Consider the following 18,470-nt stretch of genomic DNA (forward strand, 5'->3'; position numbering starts at 1 on the left):
TGACTACCTCAAGCGGGTCACTACCGACCTGGCGCAGACCCGGGAGCGCCTGCGCGAGGTGGAGGGCCGGCAGCAGGAACCCGTGGCCATCGTCGGTATGGCGTGCCGGTTCCCGGGCGGGGTGTCGTCACCGGAGGAGTTCTGGCAGCTGGTGGCCTCGGGCGGGGACGCGATCGGCCACTTCCCGACGGACCGCGGCTGGCCGGGGAACCTGGTCGATCCGGATCCGGACGCGGTGGGCAAGAGCGTCTCCGGCGAGGGTGGATTCCTCTACGACGCGGGGGAGTTCGACGCGGAGTTCTTCGGGATCAGTCCGCGTGAGGCGGTCGTGATGGATCCGCAGCAGCGCTTGCTGCTGGAGACGTCCTGGCACGCGCTGGAGGGTGCCGGGATCGACCCGACGGGGCTGCGGGGCAGCGCGACGGGCGTGTTCGCCGGCCTCTTCTACCACGACTACCTGCCGTTCTACCCCGTACCGGAGGAGGCCGAGGGCTATCTCGGCACCGGGGGCATGGGGTCGGTCGTCTCCGGGCGGGTGGCGTATGCGCTGGGGCTGGAGGGTCCGGCGGTGACGGTGGACACGGCGTGTTCGTCGTCGCTGGTGGCGCTGCACCTGGCCTGCCAGTCGCTGCGGTCGGGGGAGAGTTCGCTCGCGCTGGCGGGTGGTGTGACGGTGATGTCGACACCCGGTACGTTCATCGACTTCTCGCGGCAGCGCGGTCTGGCCGCCGACGGGCGCTGCAAGGCCTACGCGGAGTCCGCGGACGGCACGGGGTGGGGCGAGGGCGTCGGCGTCCTGGTGGTCGAACGGCTGTCGGACGCGCGCCGTAACGGTCACAAGGTGCTCGCGGTGGTGACCGGCACGGCGGTCAACCAGGACGGTGCGTCCAACGGTCTCACCGCCCCGAACGGGCCCTCCCAGCAGCGGGTGATCCGGGCCGCGCTGGCCAGCGCCGGAGTCGGCGCCGACGGCGTGGATGTCGTCGAGGGCCACGGCACCGGCACGCGGTTGGGTGACCCGATCGAGGCGCAGGCGTTGCTGGCGACCTACGGCCAGGAGCGGCCGGCCGACCGGCCGCTGCTGCTGGGCTCGGTGAAGTCGAACATCGGGCACGCGCAGGCGGCCGCCGGTGTGGCGGGTGTCATCAAGATGGTTGCCGCGATGCAGCACGGTGTGGTGCCGGCGACGCTGCACGCGGACGAGCCGTCCTCGCGGATCGACTGGGAGTCGGGCGCGGTCCGGCTGGTCACCGAGGCGCAGCCGTGGCCGGAGACGGGTGAGCGGCCGCGTCGGGCAGGTGTGTCGTCCTTCGGGTTCTCCGGGACCAACGCACACGTGATCGTCGAGCAGGCGCCGGCTGAGGAGGCTGTCGCGCCGAGGGGCGAGGGCTGGACGCTGCCGGTGGTGCCGTGGTCCCTCTCGGGGCGGTCGGCGGAGGGTCTTGCCGGTCAGGCGGAGCGGCTGTCGGCGTTCGTTGAGCGCTCTGATGCTGAAGTAATCGATGTGGGTTGGTCGTTGGCGGTGTCGCGGGCGGCGTTGGAGCAGCGGGCGGTGGTGCTGGGCTCGGACCGCGAGGAGTTGCTGGCGGGTCTTGCGGCGCTGGCCGGGGGCCGTGAGGTTCCCGGTGTGGTGACCGGCTCCGTGGGGGGTGCGGGCAAGGTCGGGTTCGTGTTCACCGGCCAGGGTGCGCAGCGCGTCGGTATGGGGCAGGGCTTGTATGCCGCCTTCCCGGTGTTCGCCGACGCCTTCGACGCGGTGTGTGCGGGGCTGGCCGAGCACTTGGACGGTTCCCTCGCCGCCGTGATCCGGGGTGAGGGCCCGATCGACGAGACGGGGTGGGCGCAGCCCGCACTGTTCGCGGTCGAGGTGGCGCTGTTCCGGCTGCTGGAGTCGTGGGGCGTGAGCCCCCAGGTGGTGGCCGGTCATTCGATCGGTGAGCTGGCCGCAGCGCATGTGGCCGGGGTGTGGTCGCTGGACGACGCCTGTGCTGTGGTGGCCGCGCGTGGCCGACTGATGCAGCAACTTCCGTCCGGCGGTGCGATGGTGGCCGTCGAGGCGACCGAGGGCGAGGTCCTCGAAGCGATCGCGGGTCGTACCGGTGTCGGTATCGCTGCGGTGAACGGCCCTCGCGCTGTGGTGATCTCGGGTGTCGAGGACGAAGTCCTGGAGGCCGCCGCGCAGTTGGCCGCGTCCGGCGCGCGCACGAAGCGTCTCCAGGTTTCCCACGCGTTCCATTCCCCGCTGATGGAGCCGATGCTGGAGCAGTTCGCCCGTGTCGTCGCCGCCGTCAGCTACCGCACGCCCAAGCTGACGATGGTCTCCGCCCTCACCGGTCTCCCGGTGACGGACGAGGTCACGGACCCGGCCTACTGGGTGAAGCACGTCCGCGAGGCGGTGCGCTTCCACGACGCCGCGCAGTCCCTGCGTGCGGCCGGTGTGCGGACGTTCGTGGAGATCGGCCCGGACGGCGTGCTGTCCGGCATGGGCCCGCAGACCCGTACCGACGACGGCGAGCCCGAGGTCTGGCTCCCGCTGCTCCGTCGCGGCCGTGACGAACCCCGCGCCCTGATGACCGCCCTCGCGAAGCTCTTCGTGCGGGGCGTGCCGGTCGCCTGGGAGCAGGTCTACGCGGACACCGGCGCCCAGCAGGTCGACCTGCCCACCTACGCCTTCCAGCGCCGGCGCTACTGGCTGCCGACCGGCTCCGGTGTGGTGGACGCGGCCGGGCTGGGCCAGTCACCGGCGCGTCATCCGCTGCTGGGCGCGGCGGTGACGCTGCCGGCCAGCGGGGGTCTGGTGCTGACCGGGCGGCTGTCACTGGCTGCCCAGCCCTGGCTGGCCGACCACGTGGTGGCCGGGCAGGTCGTCGTCCCAGGGGCGGCGCTGGTCGAGATGGTGGTGCGCGCGGGCGACGAGGCCGAGTACAGCCGGGTCGAGGAACTGCTGATCGAGGCGCCGCTGGTGCTGCCGCTCCAGGGCGCGGTCCGGGTGCAGGTCACGGTGGACGAGGCGGACGAGTCCGGCCGCCGTGCGGTCGCGGTGTATGCCCAGTCCGAGGAGGCGGCCTTCGCGGAGGAGTGGGCCCGGCACGCGACGGGCGCGCTGACACCGGTCGCGCCGAGTGCCGACACCGTGCTGCCGGCCGAGTGGCCCCCGGCGGGCGCCGAGGCGGTGGATCTGGACGGGTTCTACCCACGCCTGGCCGTCAGTGGCCTCGCCTACGGTCCGGTGTTCCAGGGGATGCAGGCAGCCTGGCGGCGGGGCGAGGAGCTGTTCGCCGAGGTCGCACTGCCGGACGGTGTCGGCGTGTCCGGATTCGGGCTGCACCCGGCCCTGCTGGACAGCGCGCTGCACGTGGCGGGGTTGGGCGACGACGGGGACGGCCTGACGCTGCCGTTCGCGTGGAGTGACGTCGAGGTGCACGCATCGGGTGCGGTGGCGGCCCGGGTGCGTGTGGCACCGGCTGCCTCGGGCGAGGGCGTGTCGATCACGTTGGCCGATGCTGCGGGCGAGCTGGTGGCGTCGGTCGGTTCGTTGGTGCTGAGGGCGGCCTCGGCCGAGGACCTGGCGGGTGGCACCGGGGCCGCGACTGAGTCGATGTTCGGTGTGGAGTGGGTTCCGGCTGCCCTGACCGGCGCCGCGACGGAGGGTGGCCGGTGGGCTGTTCTCGGGACGGCGGAGCTGGCGGGTGTGGAGTCGTTCCCGGACTTGGCGGCGCTGGTGGCGTCGGCGGGGGCCGTGCCCGAGGTGGTGGTGGTGCGGGTTGTGCCGGACGCCGTGGACGAGGTCCCGGCTGTGGCTGGGCGCACAACCGCTGACGTGCTGGGTCTGGTGCAGGAGTGGTTGGCGGCGGAGTCCCTGTCCGGGTCCCGTCTGCTGGTGGTGACGGACCGAGCGGTGGACGCCGGGCCGGAGGCGTCGATGGACGTCGCGGCCGCTCCGGTGTGGGGTCTGGTTCGGGTGGCGCAGGCGGAGAACCCTGGCCGGATCGTTCTGGCCGATGTGGATGAGATGTCCGCAGAGTGGTTGCGCCTGGGCGTTGCCTCGGGTGAGGCGCAGTTCGTGGTGCGGGCCGGCCAGGTGCGGGTACCCAGGTTGGTGCGGGTGCCGTCCACGGCTGCGGCTGTTGCCGGGGACCGTCCGGGCACGGTGCTGATCACAGGCGCGTCGGGTGCGCTGGGTGGTTTGGTGGCGCGGCACCTCGCGGAGAGCGGGCGGGCCGAGCACCTGGTCCTGCTGTCGCGTCGGGGCATCGAGGCCGCCGGGATGCCGGAGCTGGTCGCCGACCTGAAGGGGCTGGGTGTCGAGGTCACGGTCGTGGCCTGTGACGTGTCCGATCGCGAGGAACTCGCCGACGCGTTGAAGGGCTTGGCGCTGCACGGTGTCGTCCACGCGGCGGGTGTTCTGGACGACGGGCTCGTCGCCTCGCTGACTCCGGAGCGGTTGGCGGCGGTGATGCGGCCGAAGGTCGACGCGGCGTGGTATCTGCATGAGCTGACGCGCGAGCTGGACCTGGACATGTTCGTCCTGTTCTCCTCGATCGCGGGTGTGATCGGTAACGCGGGTCAGGCGAACTACGCGGCGGGGAACACGTTCCTGGACGCGCTGGCCGCTCACCGGCGGCACGAGGGCCTCCCCGGTGTGTCGTTGGCGTGGGGTCCGTGGGAGAACGGCATGGCGGGTGAGCTCTCGGCTGCGGACCGCCGCCGGATGGGCCGGCAGGGTCTGCGGCCATTCTCCGACGCGCGCGGGCTCGCCGTCCTGGAGGCGGCCGTCGGCCGGCCCGAAGCGCTCCTCGTCGCGGCCGAGTTGAACCTGGCCGCCCCGAGGGGATCCGGCGAGGTTCCGCCGCTGCTGTCCGGCCTCGTCCGTGCGACACGCGCAGGCTCGCGTACCCGCCGTACGGCCGGACTGCCGAGCACCGACGGTCGTAGCGCCCTTGCCGCGCGGCTGGCCGGGCTGGGCGTGGACGAGCAGCGGGAGGTGGTGCGGGAGCTGGTGCTGTCGCAGGCCGCCCTGGTGCTGGGGATGGCCGGACCGGGCAGCCTGGACGCCGAACGGTCCTTCCGGGACGTCGGGTTCGACTCGCTCACCGCCGTCGAACTGCGCAACCGGCTGAACAGCGCCACCGGACTGCGGCTGCCGGCGACAACGGTGTTCGACTATCCGACCCCGGCGGCCCTGGTCGGCTTCCTGCTGGGTGAGCTGGTCGGTGGCAACGACCCCGTCTCGACGGGTACCGCGCTCCCGGCCTCCGGGCGCGCACGGGTCGAGGACGAGCCGCTGGTGATCGTCGGGATGGCGTGCCGGTTCCCGGGCGGCGTGTCGTCCCCGGGCGACTTCTGGGAGTTGCTCGCCTCGGGCGGGGACGCCATCGGGGAGTTCCCCACCGACCGGGGCTGGGCGACGGACGTCTACGACCCCGATCCGGCGGCCGCAGGCCGGAGCGTCTCGCGGGAGGGCGGATTCCTCTACGACGCTGCCGAGTTCGACGCGGAGTTCTTCGGGATCAGTCCGCGTGAGGCGGTCGCGATGGACCCGCAGCAGCGGTTGTTGCTGGAGGCGTCGTGGGAGGCGTTGGAGGACGCGGGGATCGACCCGACGGGGCTGCGGGGCAGTGCGACGGGGGTGTTCTCGGGGCTCTTCTATCACGACTACCTGCCGTCGCACTTCGTGCCGGAGGAGGTCGAGGGGTACCTGGGGACGGGTGGCACGGGTTCGGTGGCCTCGGGGCGGGTGGCGTATGCGCTGGGGCTGGAGGGTCCGGCGGTGACGGTGGACACGGCGTGTTCGTCGTCGTTGGTGGCGTTGCACCTGGCCTGCCAGTCGCTGCGCTCGGGGGAGAGTTCGCTCGCGCTGGCCGGTGGTGTGACGGTGATGTCGACACCCGGCACGTTCATCGACTTCTCGCGGCAACGCGGCCTGGCCCCGGACGGGCGCTGCAAGGCCTACGCGGAGTCCGCGGACGGCACCGGCTGGGGCGAGGGCGTCGGCGTCCTGGTGGTGGAGCGGCTGTCGGACGCACGCCGCAATGGTCACAAGGTGCTTGCGGTCGTGCGGGGTTCGGCGGTCAACCAGGACGGTGCGTCCAACGGTCTGACGGCGCCGAACGGGCCGTCGCAGCAGCGGGTGATCCGGGCCGCGCTGGCCAACGCCGGTCTGTCGGCGGCCGAGGTGGACGTGGTCGAGGGCCACGGCACCGGCACGCGGTTGGGTGACCCGATCGAGGCGCAGGCGTTGCTGGCGACCTACGGCCAGGAGCGGCCGGCCGACCGGCCGCTGCTGCTGGGCTCGGTGAAGTCGAACATCGGGCACGCGCAGGCGGCCGCCGGTGTGGCGGGTGTCATCAAGATGGTTGCCGCGATGCAGCGCGGGACCGTTCCGGCGACGCTGCACGTGGACGAGCCGTCCTCGCATGTGGACTGGGCGGCAGGCGCGGTCCGGCTGGTCACCGAGGCGCAGCCGTGGCCGGAGACGGGTGAGCGGCCGCGTCGGGCGGGCGTGTCGTCGTTCGGGTTCTCCGGGACCAACGCACACGTGATCATCGAGCAGGCTCCCGAGCAGGACATTCCGCGCCCCCGGGCGGACCACCGGACGCTCCCGGTGGTGCCGTGGGTGGTGTCGGGGCGGTCGGCGGAAGGTCTTGCCGGGCAGGCGGAGCGGCTCGCGGACTTCGTACAGCGGTCTGACGCTGACGTCCTGGACGCTGGTTGGTCGTTGGCGGTGTCGCGGGCGGCGTTGGAGCAGCGGGCGGTGGTGCTGGGCTCGGACCGCGAGGAGCTGGTGGCGGGTCTTGCGGCGCTGGCCGAGGACCGCGAGGTCCCCGGCGTCGTGACCGGGTCCGTGGGCGGTGCGGGCAAGGTCGGGTTCGTGTTCACCGGCCAGGGCGCGCAGCGCGTTGGCATGGGGCAGGGCCTCTACCAGGCGTTCCCGGTCTTCGCCGACGCGTTCGACGCGGTGTGCGCGGGTCTGGCCGAGCACCTGGACGGTTCCCTCGCCGCCGTCATCCGGGGTGAGGGCCCGATCGACGAGACGGGCTGGGCGCAGCCCGCTTTGTTCGCCGTTGAGGTTGCCCTTCACCGTCTGCTTCAGTCGTGGGGTGTGAGCCCCCAGGTGGTGGCCGGTCACTCGATCGGTGAGCTGGCCGCGGCGCATGTGGCGGGGGTGTGGTCGCTGGAGGACGCCTGCGCGGTGGTGGCCGCGCGTGGCCAGCTGATGCAGCAACTTCCGTCCGGTGGTGCGATGGTGGCCGTCGAGGCGACGGAGGAGCAGGTCTTCGAAGCGATCGCGGGCCGGGCCGGTGTCGGAGTCGCCGCGGTGAACGGCCCCAAGGCTGTGGTGATCTCCGGCGTCGAGGATGAAGTACTTCAGGCTGCCGCGCAGTTGGCTCAGGCGGGCGCACGCACGAAGCGTCTCCAGGTCTCGCACGCGTTCCACTCGCCGCTGATGGAGCCGATGCTGGAGGAGTTCGCCCGCGTCGTCGCCGCCGTCAGCTACCGCACGCCCAAGCTGACCATGGTCTCCGCCCTGACCGGTCTCCCGGTGACGGACGAAGTCACGGACCCGGCCTACTGGGTGAAGCACGTTCGCGAGGCGGTGCGCTTCCACGACGCCGCGCAGGCCCTTCGCGCCGCCGGCGTCCGGACGTTCGTGGAGATCGGCCCCGACGGCGTGCTGTCCGGCATGGGCCCGCAGACCCGCACGGACGACCAGGGCGAGCCCGAGGTCTGGCTCCCCCTCCTGCGTCGCGGCCGTGACGAGCCCCGCGCCCTGTTCACCGCCCTCGCGAAACTCTTCGTGCGCGGCGTGCCGGTCGCCTGGGAGCAGGTCTACGCGGACACCGGCGCCCAGCAGGTCGACCTGCCCACCTACGCCTTCCAGCGTCAGCGCTACTGGCTGACCGCGACGGCGGGCAGCCGCGCCGAGGACCTCGGTCTGGAGAACCCCGGACACCCGCTGCTCGGCGCCGCCGTCACCCTGCCCGGCACCGGCGGCGTCGTCCTGACCGGGCAGCTGTCACTGGCCGCGCAACCGTGGCTGGCCCAGTCGCTCCTCAGGGACCGGGTCATGGTCCCCACGGCGGCGCTGGTCGAGATGGCCGTGCGCGCGGGCGACGAGGTCGGCTGCGGACGGGTCGAGGAACTGACCGTCGAGATGCCGGTCGTGCTGCCGGAGCGCGGCGGCGTGCGCGTCCAGGTGACCGTCGGGGAGAGCGGTCCCGCCGGGCGGCGGGAGGTCGCGCTGTTCGCGCGGGCGGACGACGGGGAGTGGGTGCGGCACGCGTCCGGCACCCTGGCCCCGGACGAGCCGGCCGGCCACTCCGGTGCTGACATGGCGGCGTGGAGCGTGCAGTGGCCGCCGGTGGGTGCCGAGGCGGCCGACGTGGACGCGATGTACGCGCGGCTGGCGGCGGCCGGGCTCGGCTACCGGCCGGCGGTCCGGGCCGCGTGGCGGCGCGGCGACGAGGTGTTCGCCGAGGTGGCGTCGGCCGAGGGGACCGAGGTGTCCGGGTTCGGGGTGCACCCCGCCCTGCTGGACGCCGCGCTGCACCTCATCGGCCTGGAACAGGCCGCCGAGGAGGGCCCGCTGCTGCCCCTCGGGTGGGCCGACGTGACGGTCCACGCCTCGGGCGCCCCGGCGGCGCGCGTAAGGGTGGCGCCGTCGGCCTCGGGCGAGGGCGTCTCGGTGGCCCTGGCCGACCAGTCCGGCCAGCCGATCGTCTCGGTCGGCTCGGTGGTGCTCGGAGCGCCGGCCGCCGGCTTGGTGGACCGGGCCGCGGGGGCGGTCGGTGACGGACTCTTCCGGGTGGACTGGGTGCCGGTCGCCGCGCCGGAGACGGCCGGCGAGCCGGGTCGGGCGTGGGCGGTGCTGGGCGACGACGGTCGCCTAGCCGTGCCGGGCGCCGCGGCGTACGCGGACGTGGCGGATCTGGTCGCCGCCGTGGAGGCGGGGGCTGCGGTCCCGGACGTCGTGCTGGTCTGCGGCGTTCCCGGAACAGCACCCTTCGGAACAACCACCGGCGAAGGCGCGGACGACGTCCCGGCCGCGGCGCGGGCCGCCGTGCTGCGCGTGCTGGCGGTGCTCCGGGACTGGCTGGCGGCGGGCTCGCTCGACGGGACGCGGCTGGTCGTGGTGACCGAGCGCGGTGTGGACGCCGGCTGCGGCGCGAGCGTGCGACTGGACAGCGCGGGCGTGGTCGGACTGGTGCGGGCGGCGGCCGGTGAGCATCCGGAGCGGATCGTGTCGGCGGACGTGGCGGAGCTGGCGGACGCCGGGCCGCTCGTCGTGGCCGGAACGGCGCTGGGGGAGCCCGGCTTCGCGGTGCGGGACAGCACCGTGCGAGTGCCGAGGCTGACGCGTGCGGCCGATCAGGACCGGCAGGAGCCGGGCGAGCAGGCCTCCAACCAGAACGACCGGAACAACCGGAACAACCAGAACGACCGGAACAACCGGAACGACCGGGACGACCGGCACCTGCTCCACGCCACCGGTCGCCCGCGCACCGTCCTCGTGACCGGCGCCTCCGGTGCCCTGGGCGGTCTGGTCGCCCGGCACCTGGCGGCGAGCGGACAGGCCGGACGGCTCCTGTTGGCCTCCCGTCGCGGCCCGGCCGCCGGCCAGCTGTCCGCGCTGGCGGCCGAGTTGGCCGGTGCCGGGACGAGCGTGCGGGTGGTGGCGTGCGACGCCGCCGACCGCGCGCAACTGGCGGGCGTACTGAGCGGCGAGCCGCTCACCGGGGTCGTGCACACGGCGGGCGTTCTCGACGACGGCGTCGTCGGCTCGCTCACCGACGACCGCGTCGAGCGGGTCATGCGGCCGAAGACCGACGCCGCCTGGCACCTGCACGAGCTGACCCGCCACCTGGACCTGGACACCTTCACCCTCTTCTCCTCGGTGGCCGGTGTCTGGGGCACCCCGGGGCAGGCCAACTACGCGGCCGGCAACACCTTCCTGGACGCGCTGGCCGCCCACCGGCGGCACGAGGGCCTGCCCGGTGTGTCGCTGGCGTGGGGCCCCTGGGAGCAGGGCATGGCCGGTGAGCTCACCGAGGCCGACCGCCGTCGGATGGCCCGGCAGGGCCTGAAGCCGCTGTCCGCCTCCGAAGGGCTCGCGCTGCTCGACGCGGCCGCGCACGCCGTCGACCCCCTGCTGGTCGCGGCCCGGCTGGACCTGCCCGCGATGCGTCGCCCCGGGAGCGTGGTGCCGGCGCTGGTGACCGGGCTCGTCCGCCCCGGTCGGCGCTCGGTGGGGCGCGGGGCCGGTCCGGAGGGCGGGAGGAGCCTCCTGAACCAGCTGGTCGCGCTCCCGCCGGAGCAGCTGGAGGGCGCGGTCCTGAACCTGGTGCTGACCCAGGCGGCCCTGGTGCTCAACCGGCCGGGCTCCGAATCCATCGAGGCCGGCCGGTACTTCCGTCAGCTCGGCTTCGACTCGCTGACGGCGCTGGAGTTCCGCAACCGGATCAGCGGCGCCCTCGGGCTGCGGCTGCCCGCGGCGGTGGTCTTCGACTACCCCACCCCCGCGGAGCTGGCCCGGTACCTCCGGGACCGGGTCGCCGAGCAGGAGATCGACTACGAGCCGGTGCTGGGCGAGCTCGACCGGCTCAAGTCCCTGCTGACCGCGATCGCCCGGCGGGGCGGCGGCCAGAACGCGAAGATCACGAGCCGTCTCGAACTGCTCCTGGAGGAGTTCCGCGGTGCGGACGCGAACGGCGCGCCCTCCGACGAGGACATCATCGGGGCGACGGACGACGAGATCTTCGACCTGATCGACAAAGAGCTGGGGATCTGAGCGGTCGGGCAGCAGCGGGAACGCCGGCGGACCCAACGGACTGGTAACGGGTAGAGGAGTGACGTGATGATTTCCGCGGAAGGGCGTACGCCCGCGGATCCGGCTGACGACGCGGGAGTCTCCCCCAGGGAAGAGGCGCTGTGGCTGCTGGAGTCGCTGGTGCCGGGCACGCCCGTGAACAACGTGTCCGGGGCGTTCGCCGTCGCGGGCCGGCTGGACCCGCTGCGGCTGGACGCGGCGCTGGCCGTCGTGCTGCGGGGCCACGCGGCCCTGCGCACCGTCTACCGCGCCGACGGCACCCGGCTGACCAAGCGGGTGGTCGCCGCGGCCGACTTCCGGCTGGAGCTCGTCCAGGTCGTCCTGGCGGGCGAACCCGGCGAGGCCGACCTGGCATCGGTGGCCGCCGCGCCGTTCCGGCTGGACGGGGGGCCGATGCTGCGGGCGGTGCTCCTCCGCTCGCCGGAGTCGGACGTCCTCTGCGTCACGGCGCACCAGCTGGTCTTCGACGAGGTGTCCGTCCCGGTGTTCCTGGCGGACCTGGCATCGGCCTACGAGAACGCCGCCGCCGCCGACCCCGACAGGAACGCACCGCCCGTGCCCGTGCCCGGCTGGACCGAGCCGGACCCGACCCCGGAGAGCCTCGCCCACTGGCGCGCGGAGCTGGCGGGCGCGAGCACCGACACCATGGAGCTGGCCTGCACCGAGCCCGAGCCGGACCGCCCGACGCTGGCGGCGGCGCAGCTCGACCGCACCCTGCCGCCCGGTACGGTGGCCGGGGTCCGCCGCCTCGCCGAGGACCTCGGCGTCCCGGAGTCCGCCGTCCTGCTGGCCGCCTACTACGTGCTGCTGGAGGCGGCCGGCGCCGGGCCCGACCTGCTGGTCGGGTGCCCGGTCGATCTCCGGCCGCCGCACGCCGCCCGCACGATCGGGTACCACGTGACCCATGTGCCGCTGCGGCTGCGGCTGGACCGGGCGGAGAGCGTCCGCGCGCTGGTGCGCCGCAGCGGCGAGCGGCTGCGCACGGGCGCGGCGCACGCCGACGTGGCCGTGGACGCGCGGGCGGACCTCATGCCCGCGGCGCGGACCGGCCGGTGGTCGCTGCCCTTCCGGCACGTGTTCGACCACCGGACGGCGAGCGGCGCCGCCGCGCCGGCCCTGGACGGGCTGCCGGTCAGGCCGGTCGCCGTCGGGAGCGGCTTCGGCAAGTTCGACCTCCAGCTCTGCGCCACCTCGAAGGCGGACGCCGTCTCGCTGCGGGCCGTGTACCGGACGGAGCTCTTCGAACGGGCCCATGCCGAGCTGCTGTTGGGCCGCTTCGAGGCGGTGCTGGCCTCCTTCGCCGAGGACCCGGACCGGGCGGTCGGCGACGTGCGGTGCTGGAGCGACCGGGACCACGCGATCATCGGCGCGGCGAACGACACCGCCCGGCCTGTACGGCCCGGCTCCGTCCTGGAAGCCGTCCACGCCCAGGTCCTGCGCTCGCCCGACGCGGTCGCCGTCGTCGAGGGCGACCGGTCGGTGCGGTACCGGCAGCTGTGGAGCGCGGCGCACGCGATGGGCGCCCTCCTCCGGGGCGCCGGGGTCCGGGCCGGCGACGTGGTGGCGACGGCCCTTCCGCGCGGGCCCGAACTGGTCGCGTCCGTCCTGGGGGCGTGGCTGGCGGGTGCGGCGTACCTGCCGGTCGACACGGCCCACCCCGAGGAGCGGATCCGCCACCAGCTCTCCGACTCCGGCGCGAAGGTGCTGGTCGCGGGCCCGGCCGGGGCCACGGGCGGGACCGGTGGCCCGGAGCAGGGGGCCGGGACCGGCCCGGTGGTGCTGACCGCGCCGGCTGTCGAGGACGCGCCGGACCGGGTGCCGGCCGAGGCCCGGCCCGCGGCGGTGGATCCGGCGGCCTGCGCGTACCTGATGTACACCTCGGGCTCGACCGGCCTGCCCAAGGGCACGCTGGTCGACCACGCGGCGCTGGCCAACGTGGTCGCGCACTTCGCCGAGCAGTTCGGTGCGGCGGCCGGGGACACGACGCTGTGGACGACCACCTTCGCGTTCGACATCTCCGGCCTCGAACTGTTCGTGTCGCTCAGCTCCGGCGGCCGGCTGGTGGCCGCCCCCGACCGGGCCAGGAGCGACGGCCGGGTCCTGCGGGAGCTGATCGAGCGGTACGGGGCACGGTTCGTCCAGGCGACGCCGACCACCTGGCGGCTGGTGATCGACCGGGTGGCGGACTGCCTGCGCGGCCGCGGCGTCGTCGTGGGCGGCGAGCCCGTGCCGCTGTCCCTCGCCCGGCAGCTGGTGGCGGCCGGCTGCGTGCTGCACCACGCCTACGGGCCGACCGAGACGACCATCTGGTCGACGTCACGCGTCGTCACCGAGGCGCCGGCCGGCCGCCTCGACGTCGGCGCGCCCATCCGCAACACCCGGGTCCACGTGCTCGACCGCCACGGCCGCGAGCTGCCGGTCGGCGTCCGCGGCGAGCTCTGCATCTCGGGCGTCGGGGTGGCGATCGGGTACCACGGCCGGCCGGACCTCAACGCCCAGCGCTTCGGCGAGCACCCCGGGTTCGGCCGGTTCTACCGGACGGGCGACGTGGCCTGCTGGCGCGCGGACGGCCTGCTCGATCTGTTCGGCCGCAGCGACCGGCAGGTCAAGCTCCGGGGCAACCGCATCGAACTCGGCGAGATCGAGGCGACCCTGCTGGCGCACCCCGAGGTCGGCGGCGCCGCGGTGGTCATGGTCGGCGACCCGAGCGCGGACGCCGTGCTGATCGGCTGCCTGGAGCCGGCCGCCGGGCCGATCGACACCGGGAGCGTCTGGGCGCACGCCCGCGCCCGGCTGTCCCGGTCGATGCTGCCGGGGGACCTCGTGACGGTCGACTCGCTGCCGGTCAACGGCAGCGGGAAGGTCGACTACCCCGCGCTGCAGCGGATCGTCGAAGCCCGGCGCGCGGCCGCCACCCGGTCCGGCCCGGACCGCTCGGAGCGGCGCGACGTCGACGACCTGACGGCCGAGCTGACGGGGCTGTGGCGGAGCATCCTGCGGGACGAGGCGCTCGACGCCGACACCGACTTCTTCGCCAACGGCGGCAACTCCATGCTCGCCGCGCTGGCGATGCAGGAGTTCCAGAACATCAGCGGGGTGTCGGTCAGCCTGGCCGAGGTGTTCGAGCGCCGTACGCCGCGGGAACTGGCCGCCGCCGTCCGGGACTCGGCACGGGCGCAGGCGCCGGCCGGCTGACCGTCCCGCGCACACGGCAGCGGCCCTGCGAGATGTCCTCCCGCAGGGCCGCTGCCGTGTGCTGTCCGCTGCCCGGTGCTCAGTCCTCGCCCTGCCCGTCGGCGCCGAGGTAGGTGAGGACGGCGCGGACCCGGCGGTTGGTGTCGTCGTCGTTGGCGAGCCCGAGCTTGGCGAAGATCGCCGTCGTGTACTTGCTGATGGAGCCCTCGCTGAGGAACAGCTGGTTGGCGATCGCCGTGTTGGAGAGCCCCTCGGCCATCAGCGCGAGGACGGAGCGCTCGCGTTCGGTGAGGGTGGCGAGCGGGTCGGCCCGCATCGGCCGGCCCAGCAGCTTGGCGACCACCGTGGGGTCGAGCGCGGTGCCGCCGTCGGCCACCCGCTGGACCGCGTCCATGAACTGGTTGGCGTCCAGGACACGGTCCTTGAGCTGGTAGCCGATGCCGCCGTGGCCGTCGGCGAGCAGCTCGCGCGCGTACAGCTGCTCCACGTGCTGGGAGAGGATCAGCACCGGCAGCCCGGGGACGACCCGGCGGGCGGAGAGCGCGGCCTGGAGTCCTTCGTCGGAGAACGTCGGCGGCAGCCGGACGTCCACGATCGCCGCGTCCGGTTTGTGGGTGACCAGCGCGTCGAGTGCGGCCGGCCCCGAGTCGACGGCCGCGACGACGGTGTGGCCGTACGCCTCGACGAGGCGCACCAGCCCGTCGCGGAGCAGGAAGAGGTCTTCGGCTACGACAATTCGCACGGCACCGCCACGGTGATACGAGTGGGTCCACCGGCCGGGCTGTCGATCTCCAGACGTCCGCCGAACGCCGCCATGCGGCGCTCGATGCCACTCAGCCCGGACCCTGTGGATGCGGCCGCTCCGCCGATTCCGTCGTCGCTCACGGTAGCAGTCAGCAACCGTGCCGCGTAGTTCAGTTCGACCTTGACCCGTTCGGCGCGGGAGTGCTTCGCGACGTTCGCCAGCAGTTCCGCGACGGAGAAGTAGACGGCCGACTCGACGGGGCGTTCGGGCCGGGCCGGCACCTCGCTGAAGACGTTGACCTTCACCGAGGAGTCCAGGGCCAGGGCCCGCAGGGCGTCGACCAGTCCGCGCTCGGCGAGGACGGGCGGGTTGATGCCGCGGACGAGCGAGCGCAGCTCGGCGAGCGCGGTGGCGGAGGTGGCCCGGGCCTCGGCGAGGATCGCCTTCGCGGCGTCGGGGTTGGTGTCCACCAGCTGCTCGGCGGCGCCCATCGACATCCCCATGGCCACCAGCCGGGCCTGGGCGCCGTCGTGCAGGCCCCGTTCGATGCGCTCCAGCTCGGCGGCCTGGGTCTGGGTCAGGTCGGCGCGGATGGCCTCCAGCTCCTCGACCCGCCGCCCGAGCCGGGTGCTCGGGACCGGCCCGAGGAACCGCCGGGCCATCGGGCCCAGGATCCGCCAGGCGAAGGGGGCGCCGACCAGGCCGGCCACGATCACGGCGACGCCGTAACCGGTGAGGGCGGGCGTCAGCGCCATGTAGCCGCCGTAGCCGAGCGCGAGCAGCGGCAGCGCCGCGACCGGGAGCACGGTGACCGAGGCGACCAGGGACCAGACGCCGTCCCAGTGCAGCTGCGGGTCGTGGAACCGGGCGTGCACCTTGGCCCGCCGGCGGGCCTCCCGCTCGGACTTGTGGTACTCGTGACCGTCCCACCAGAAGCCCGTGGCCATCCTGGTGACCGGCGGGACGGGGCGGTAGGCCACCCGGATCTCCAGGTCGAGCCACTTCTTGGCACAGTGGCGCGCGCCCCTGGCGAGGGCCCGGCTGGTCAGCGGGTGGACCACCCAGAGCGACACGGCGACCCACAGGACCACCACCAGGGTCTCCCCGAGGGTGGCCAGCGCGCGGACGGCCAGCGGGGCGGACAGTCCGTCGGACCAGGAGTAGGCGAGGGCGGAGCCGGCCACCGCGACGGGCACGGCGACCAGGGCCATCACACAGGTGAGGCCGGTCAGCACGACGGACCGGTACAGCCCGAGCCCGATCCCGGCGCCCCACCGCAGGGGATTGCCTCCGAGCGGTATCCGCATCTGCCAGTTCCTTTCGCAAGGGTGATCATTGTGTCAGCCGGGCGCCGGTTCCTCAGGCGGTACCTGCGAACGTACGCCGGGCGGGTCCCCTACCGGGGCTGCGGGTACGCCACGCGTGCGGGTGTCCCGCGCGCACCGGGGGCCCGGACGCCGGATGGCCGGATGCCCAGGGGGGTCCGGCCATCGGAGGGGCGGAGCAGGTCCTCAGCACGTCACTTCTTGTCGGGGGTGGGGAAGACGGCGCTCAGCGCCGCGCCGCGGGTGAGGACGGCGACGCCGATCAGGGCCAGTGCGGACAGGCCCTGGAGGACGGCGTACCAGACCGGGCAGAGGCCGGGGATCAGGTCGACGACGATGATCGCGATCGGCATGATCGTGGAGAGGGTGCGCACCCGGTCGAAGGCCTTGTAGGAGCCCTGGGCGGCGCGGGCCGTCATCCGGTGCAGCAGGAAGGTGATCAGGAAGAGGATCGCGCCGCGGATCCACATGAACGGCGAGGCCTCGTGGCCGGTGAACGCCATGACGGCGACCGTGCCCAGGACGATGGCGCCGACGGCGCCGAAGAGCGTGATGCACTTCTTCACGGTGTCGAATGCGTCCTGCGTGCGGGACTCGCCGAGCTGCGCCGCCGAGGCCGTGATGTCGCTGGTGTTCGCCATGGTTCCTGCTCCTTCGTGTCGTTGTGCTAACGACATTACGGATCGCCGGCCCGCCCCGACATGGGTCTGTCCGTACGGGTGGGTGGGTCTGGACCCACTCCCCGCGGAGCCCTCCCGAGCAGGCCGTTCGACTGTTCAACTGCCGCACGGCCAAGGGTGATTGGGATTGTTACGATCATGCGCAAGGCCAGGGCCGGGTGCGCTCCCCCGAAGCACCCGGCCCTTCCCTCTTCCGGCCGGGCCGACCCGGCCCCGGGGGAGAGCGGAACCACCGCGCGCGCCTCGTCGAGGGACGTCGAGGAACCGAGACCGGAGAAGAACAGGAATCCCGAACCCCAGAGAAGTGATGGTGATCATGAACGACAACGGTGCACCCAACGTGTTCCTCACCGGCGCCCCCGTGCTCACCGGTGCGGAGCGGCTGCGCCACGTGGCGGATACCGGTGCGACCAAGGTGAAGGTCCCGCTCGGCAACCGCTACGAGCACTTCGAGGCCAGTTCCGAGACCACTCTCGTCGACGACCGCGAGCTGCGGGTCTTCGTCTGGACCCACAGCACGTACGTGGCCGAGTAGCGCGACCGGGACGCCGGACGACCCGCACGTCGACGGCGTACGGCAGAGCGGAACCGTGCACCGGAGCCGTGCACCGACCGGGACCGTCCGGTCGGTGCACGGCTCCGGCGTGTCCGGGGTCCGCGGGCGGCCCGTCGTCGATCGGCCGGCGAACCGTCGGCGAGCCGGCGGAGCGCGGCGGGCGCGAAGGGCGCGGCGGGACGGACGGCGAAGGCCCCGCAACCGCCCGGACGAGCCGGGCCGTTGCGGGGCCTGAGGGCCATGAAGGCCTCGGGGGCGGGTGTGCGGCCGGACCGTCAGCCGGCGGTCCGGGCGCCCGCACCCCGGAAGTGCTCGACGAGGACCTGCATGACGTCCTTGCTCCGCTCGCTGATGAAGAAGTGCCCGCCCTCGAACACCCGCAGGTCGAGCTCCGCCGTCGTGTGCTCGGCCCAGGCCTTCGCCTCGTCCAGGGTCGTCTTGGGGTCGTTGTCGCCGGTCAGCACGGTGATCGGGCTGTTCACCGTGATCCCGGGCGCACAGCGGTAGCCCTCGACCGCCGTGTAGTCGGCCCGGAGGGCGGGCAGCGCGGCCCGCATCATCTCCTCGTCCCCGAGCAGGGCCGACGCGGTGCCGCTCAGCCGGCGGACCTCGGCCAGGATGGCGTCGTCACTGCGGAAGGTGTTCTCCTGCCGGACCGTTGACGGCGCGCGGCGCCCGGAGGCGAACAGCCGCACCGGAGCGTGCCCGTCGGCCTCCAGTCGACGGGTCAGCTCGAACCCGATGACGGCCCCCATGCTGTGGCCGAGGAAGGTGAGCGGGAGTTCCGGCTGGCGCCGGAGCACCTCGTAGAGACGGTCGACGAGGACCGCCAGGTCGTCGATGGCCGGCTCCAGCCGCCGGTCCTGCCGCCCCGGGTACTGGATGGCGAGGACGTCGACCGCGGGGCTCAGTGCCGCCGAGACCGGAAGGTAGAAGGAGGCCGAGCCGCCCGCGTGCGGGAGGCATACGAGTCGGGCGGTCGCGTTTTCGGCAGGGTGAAAACGTCGGCACCACAGTTCATCTCCGGGCGAAGGCCGAGACATGCCACTCCAGAAGGTCGTCATACCGGATTGTCAATTGAACCCGAACATAGCGAATTGCCGGAACGGCGGCAAGGAGATCGGCGGGCCCGGCCCCGCGT

At 73.6% G+C, this 18,470-nt stretch carries 6 protein-coding genes and 1 pseudogene; 3 read left to right on the plus strand and 4 right to left on the minus strand.

Annotated features, from left to right (window positions below; genetic code table 11):
- Position 1: 1 nt before the first annotated feature.
- Positions 2 to 10,789, plus strand: a pseudogene (locus tag ACZ4UX_RS21040) (type I polyketide synthase); the annotation flags it as partial.
- Positions 10,790 to 10,855: 66 nt separating this feature from the next.
- Positions 10,856 to 14,023: a non-ribosomal peptide synthetase gene (locus tag ACZ4UX_RS21045; protein ID WP_465707772.1), complete on the plus strand. Its 3,168-nt coding sequence runs from the start codon at positions 10,856 to 10,858 to the stop codon at positions 14,021 to 14,023.
- Between the two features lie 79 nt (positions 14,024 to 14,102).
- Here the strand turns inward: ACZ4UX_RS21045 and ACZ4UX_RS21050 are convergent, their stop codons facing one another.
- The 3 genes from ACZ4UX_RS21050 to ACZ4UX_RS21060 all read right to left on the minus strand — a co-directional run bounded on the left by ACZ4UX_RS21050 (position 14,103) and on the right by ACZ4UX_RS21060 (position 16,734).
- Entirely contained in the window at positions 14,103 to 14,765 is a 663-nt protein-coding gene (locus tag ACZ4UX_RS21050; RefSeq protein WP_329490255.1) for a response regulator transcription factor, read from the minus strand.
- Entirely contained in the window at positions 14,750 to 16,075 is a 1,326-nt protein-coding gene (locus ACZ4UX_RS21055; RefSeq protein WP_359839298.1) for a sensor histidine kinase, read from the minus strand. Before ACZ4UX_RS21055 ends, ACZ4UX_RS21050 begins: the two co-directional genes overlap by 16 nt.
- Before the next feature lie 212 nt (positions 16,076 to 16,287).
- Complete coding sequence (locus ACZ4UX_RS21060; RefSeq protein ID WP_465707773.1) at positions 16,288 to 16,734, minus strand: hypothetical protein; 447 nt, start codon at positions 16,732 to 16,734, stop codon at positions 16,288 to 16,290.
- A gap of 355 nt (positions 16,735 to 17,089) precedes the next feature.
- On the opposite strand from ACZ4UX_RS21060, the gene ACZ4UX_RS21065 reads away from it, so the two are divergent.
- Entirely contained in the window at positions 17,090 to 17,308 is a 219-nt protein-coding gene (locus ACZ4UX_RS21065) for a DUF5988 family protein (RefSeq protein ID WP_329490258.1), read from the plus strand.
- 296 nt (positions 17,309 to 17,604) lie between these two features.
- Here ACZ4UX_RS21065 and ACZ4UX_RS21070 read toward each other — a convergent pair whose 3' ends face one another.
- Positions 17,605 to 18,372 (minus strand): thioesterase II family protein, encoded by a 768-nt coding sequence (locus ACZ4UX_RS21070; protein WP_465707774.1) that lies wholly within the window; start codon positions 18,370 to 18,372, stop codon positions 17,605 to 17,607.
- Positions 18,373 to 18,470 lie beyond the last annotated feature (98 nt).

The organism is Kitasatospora sp. NPDC028961 (genome assembly GCF_055564815.1).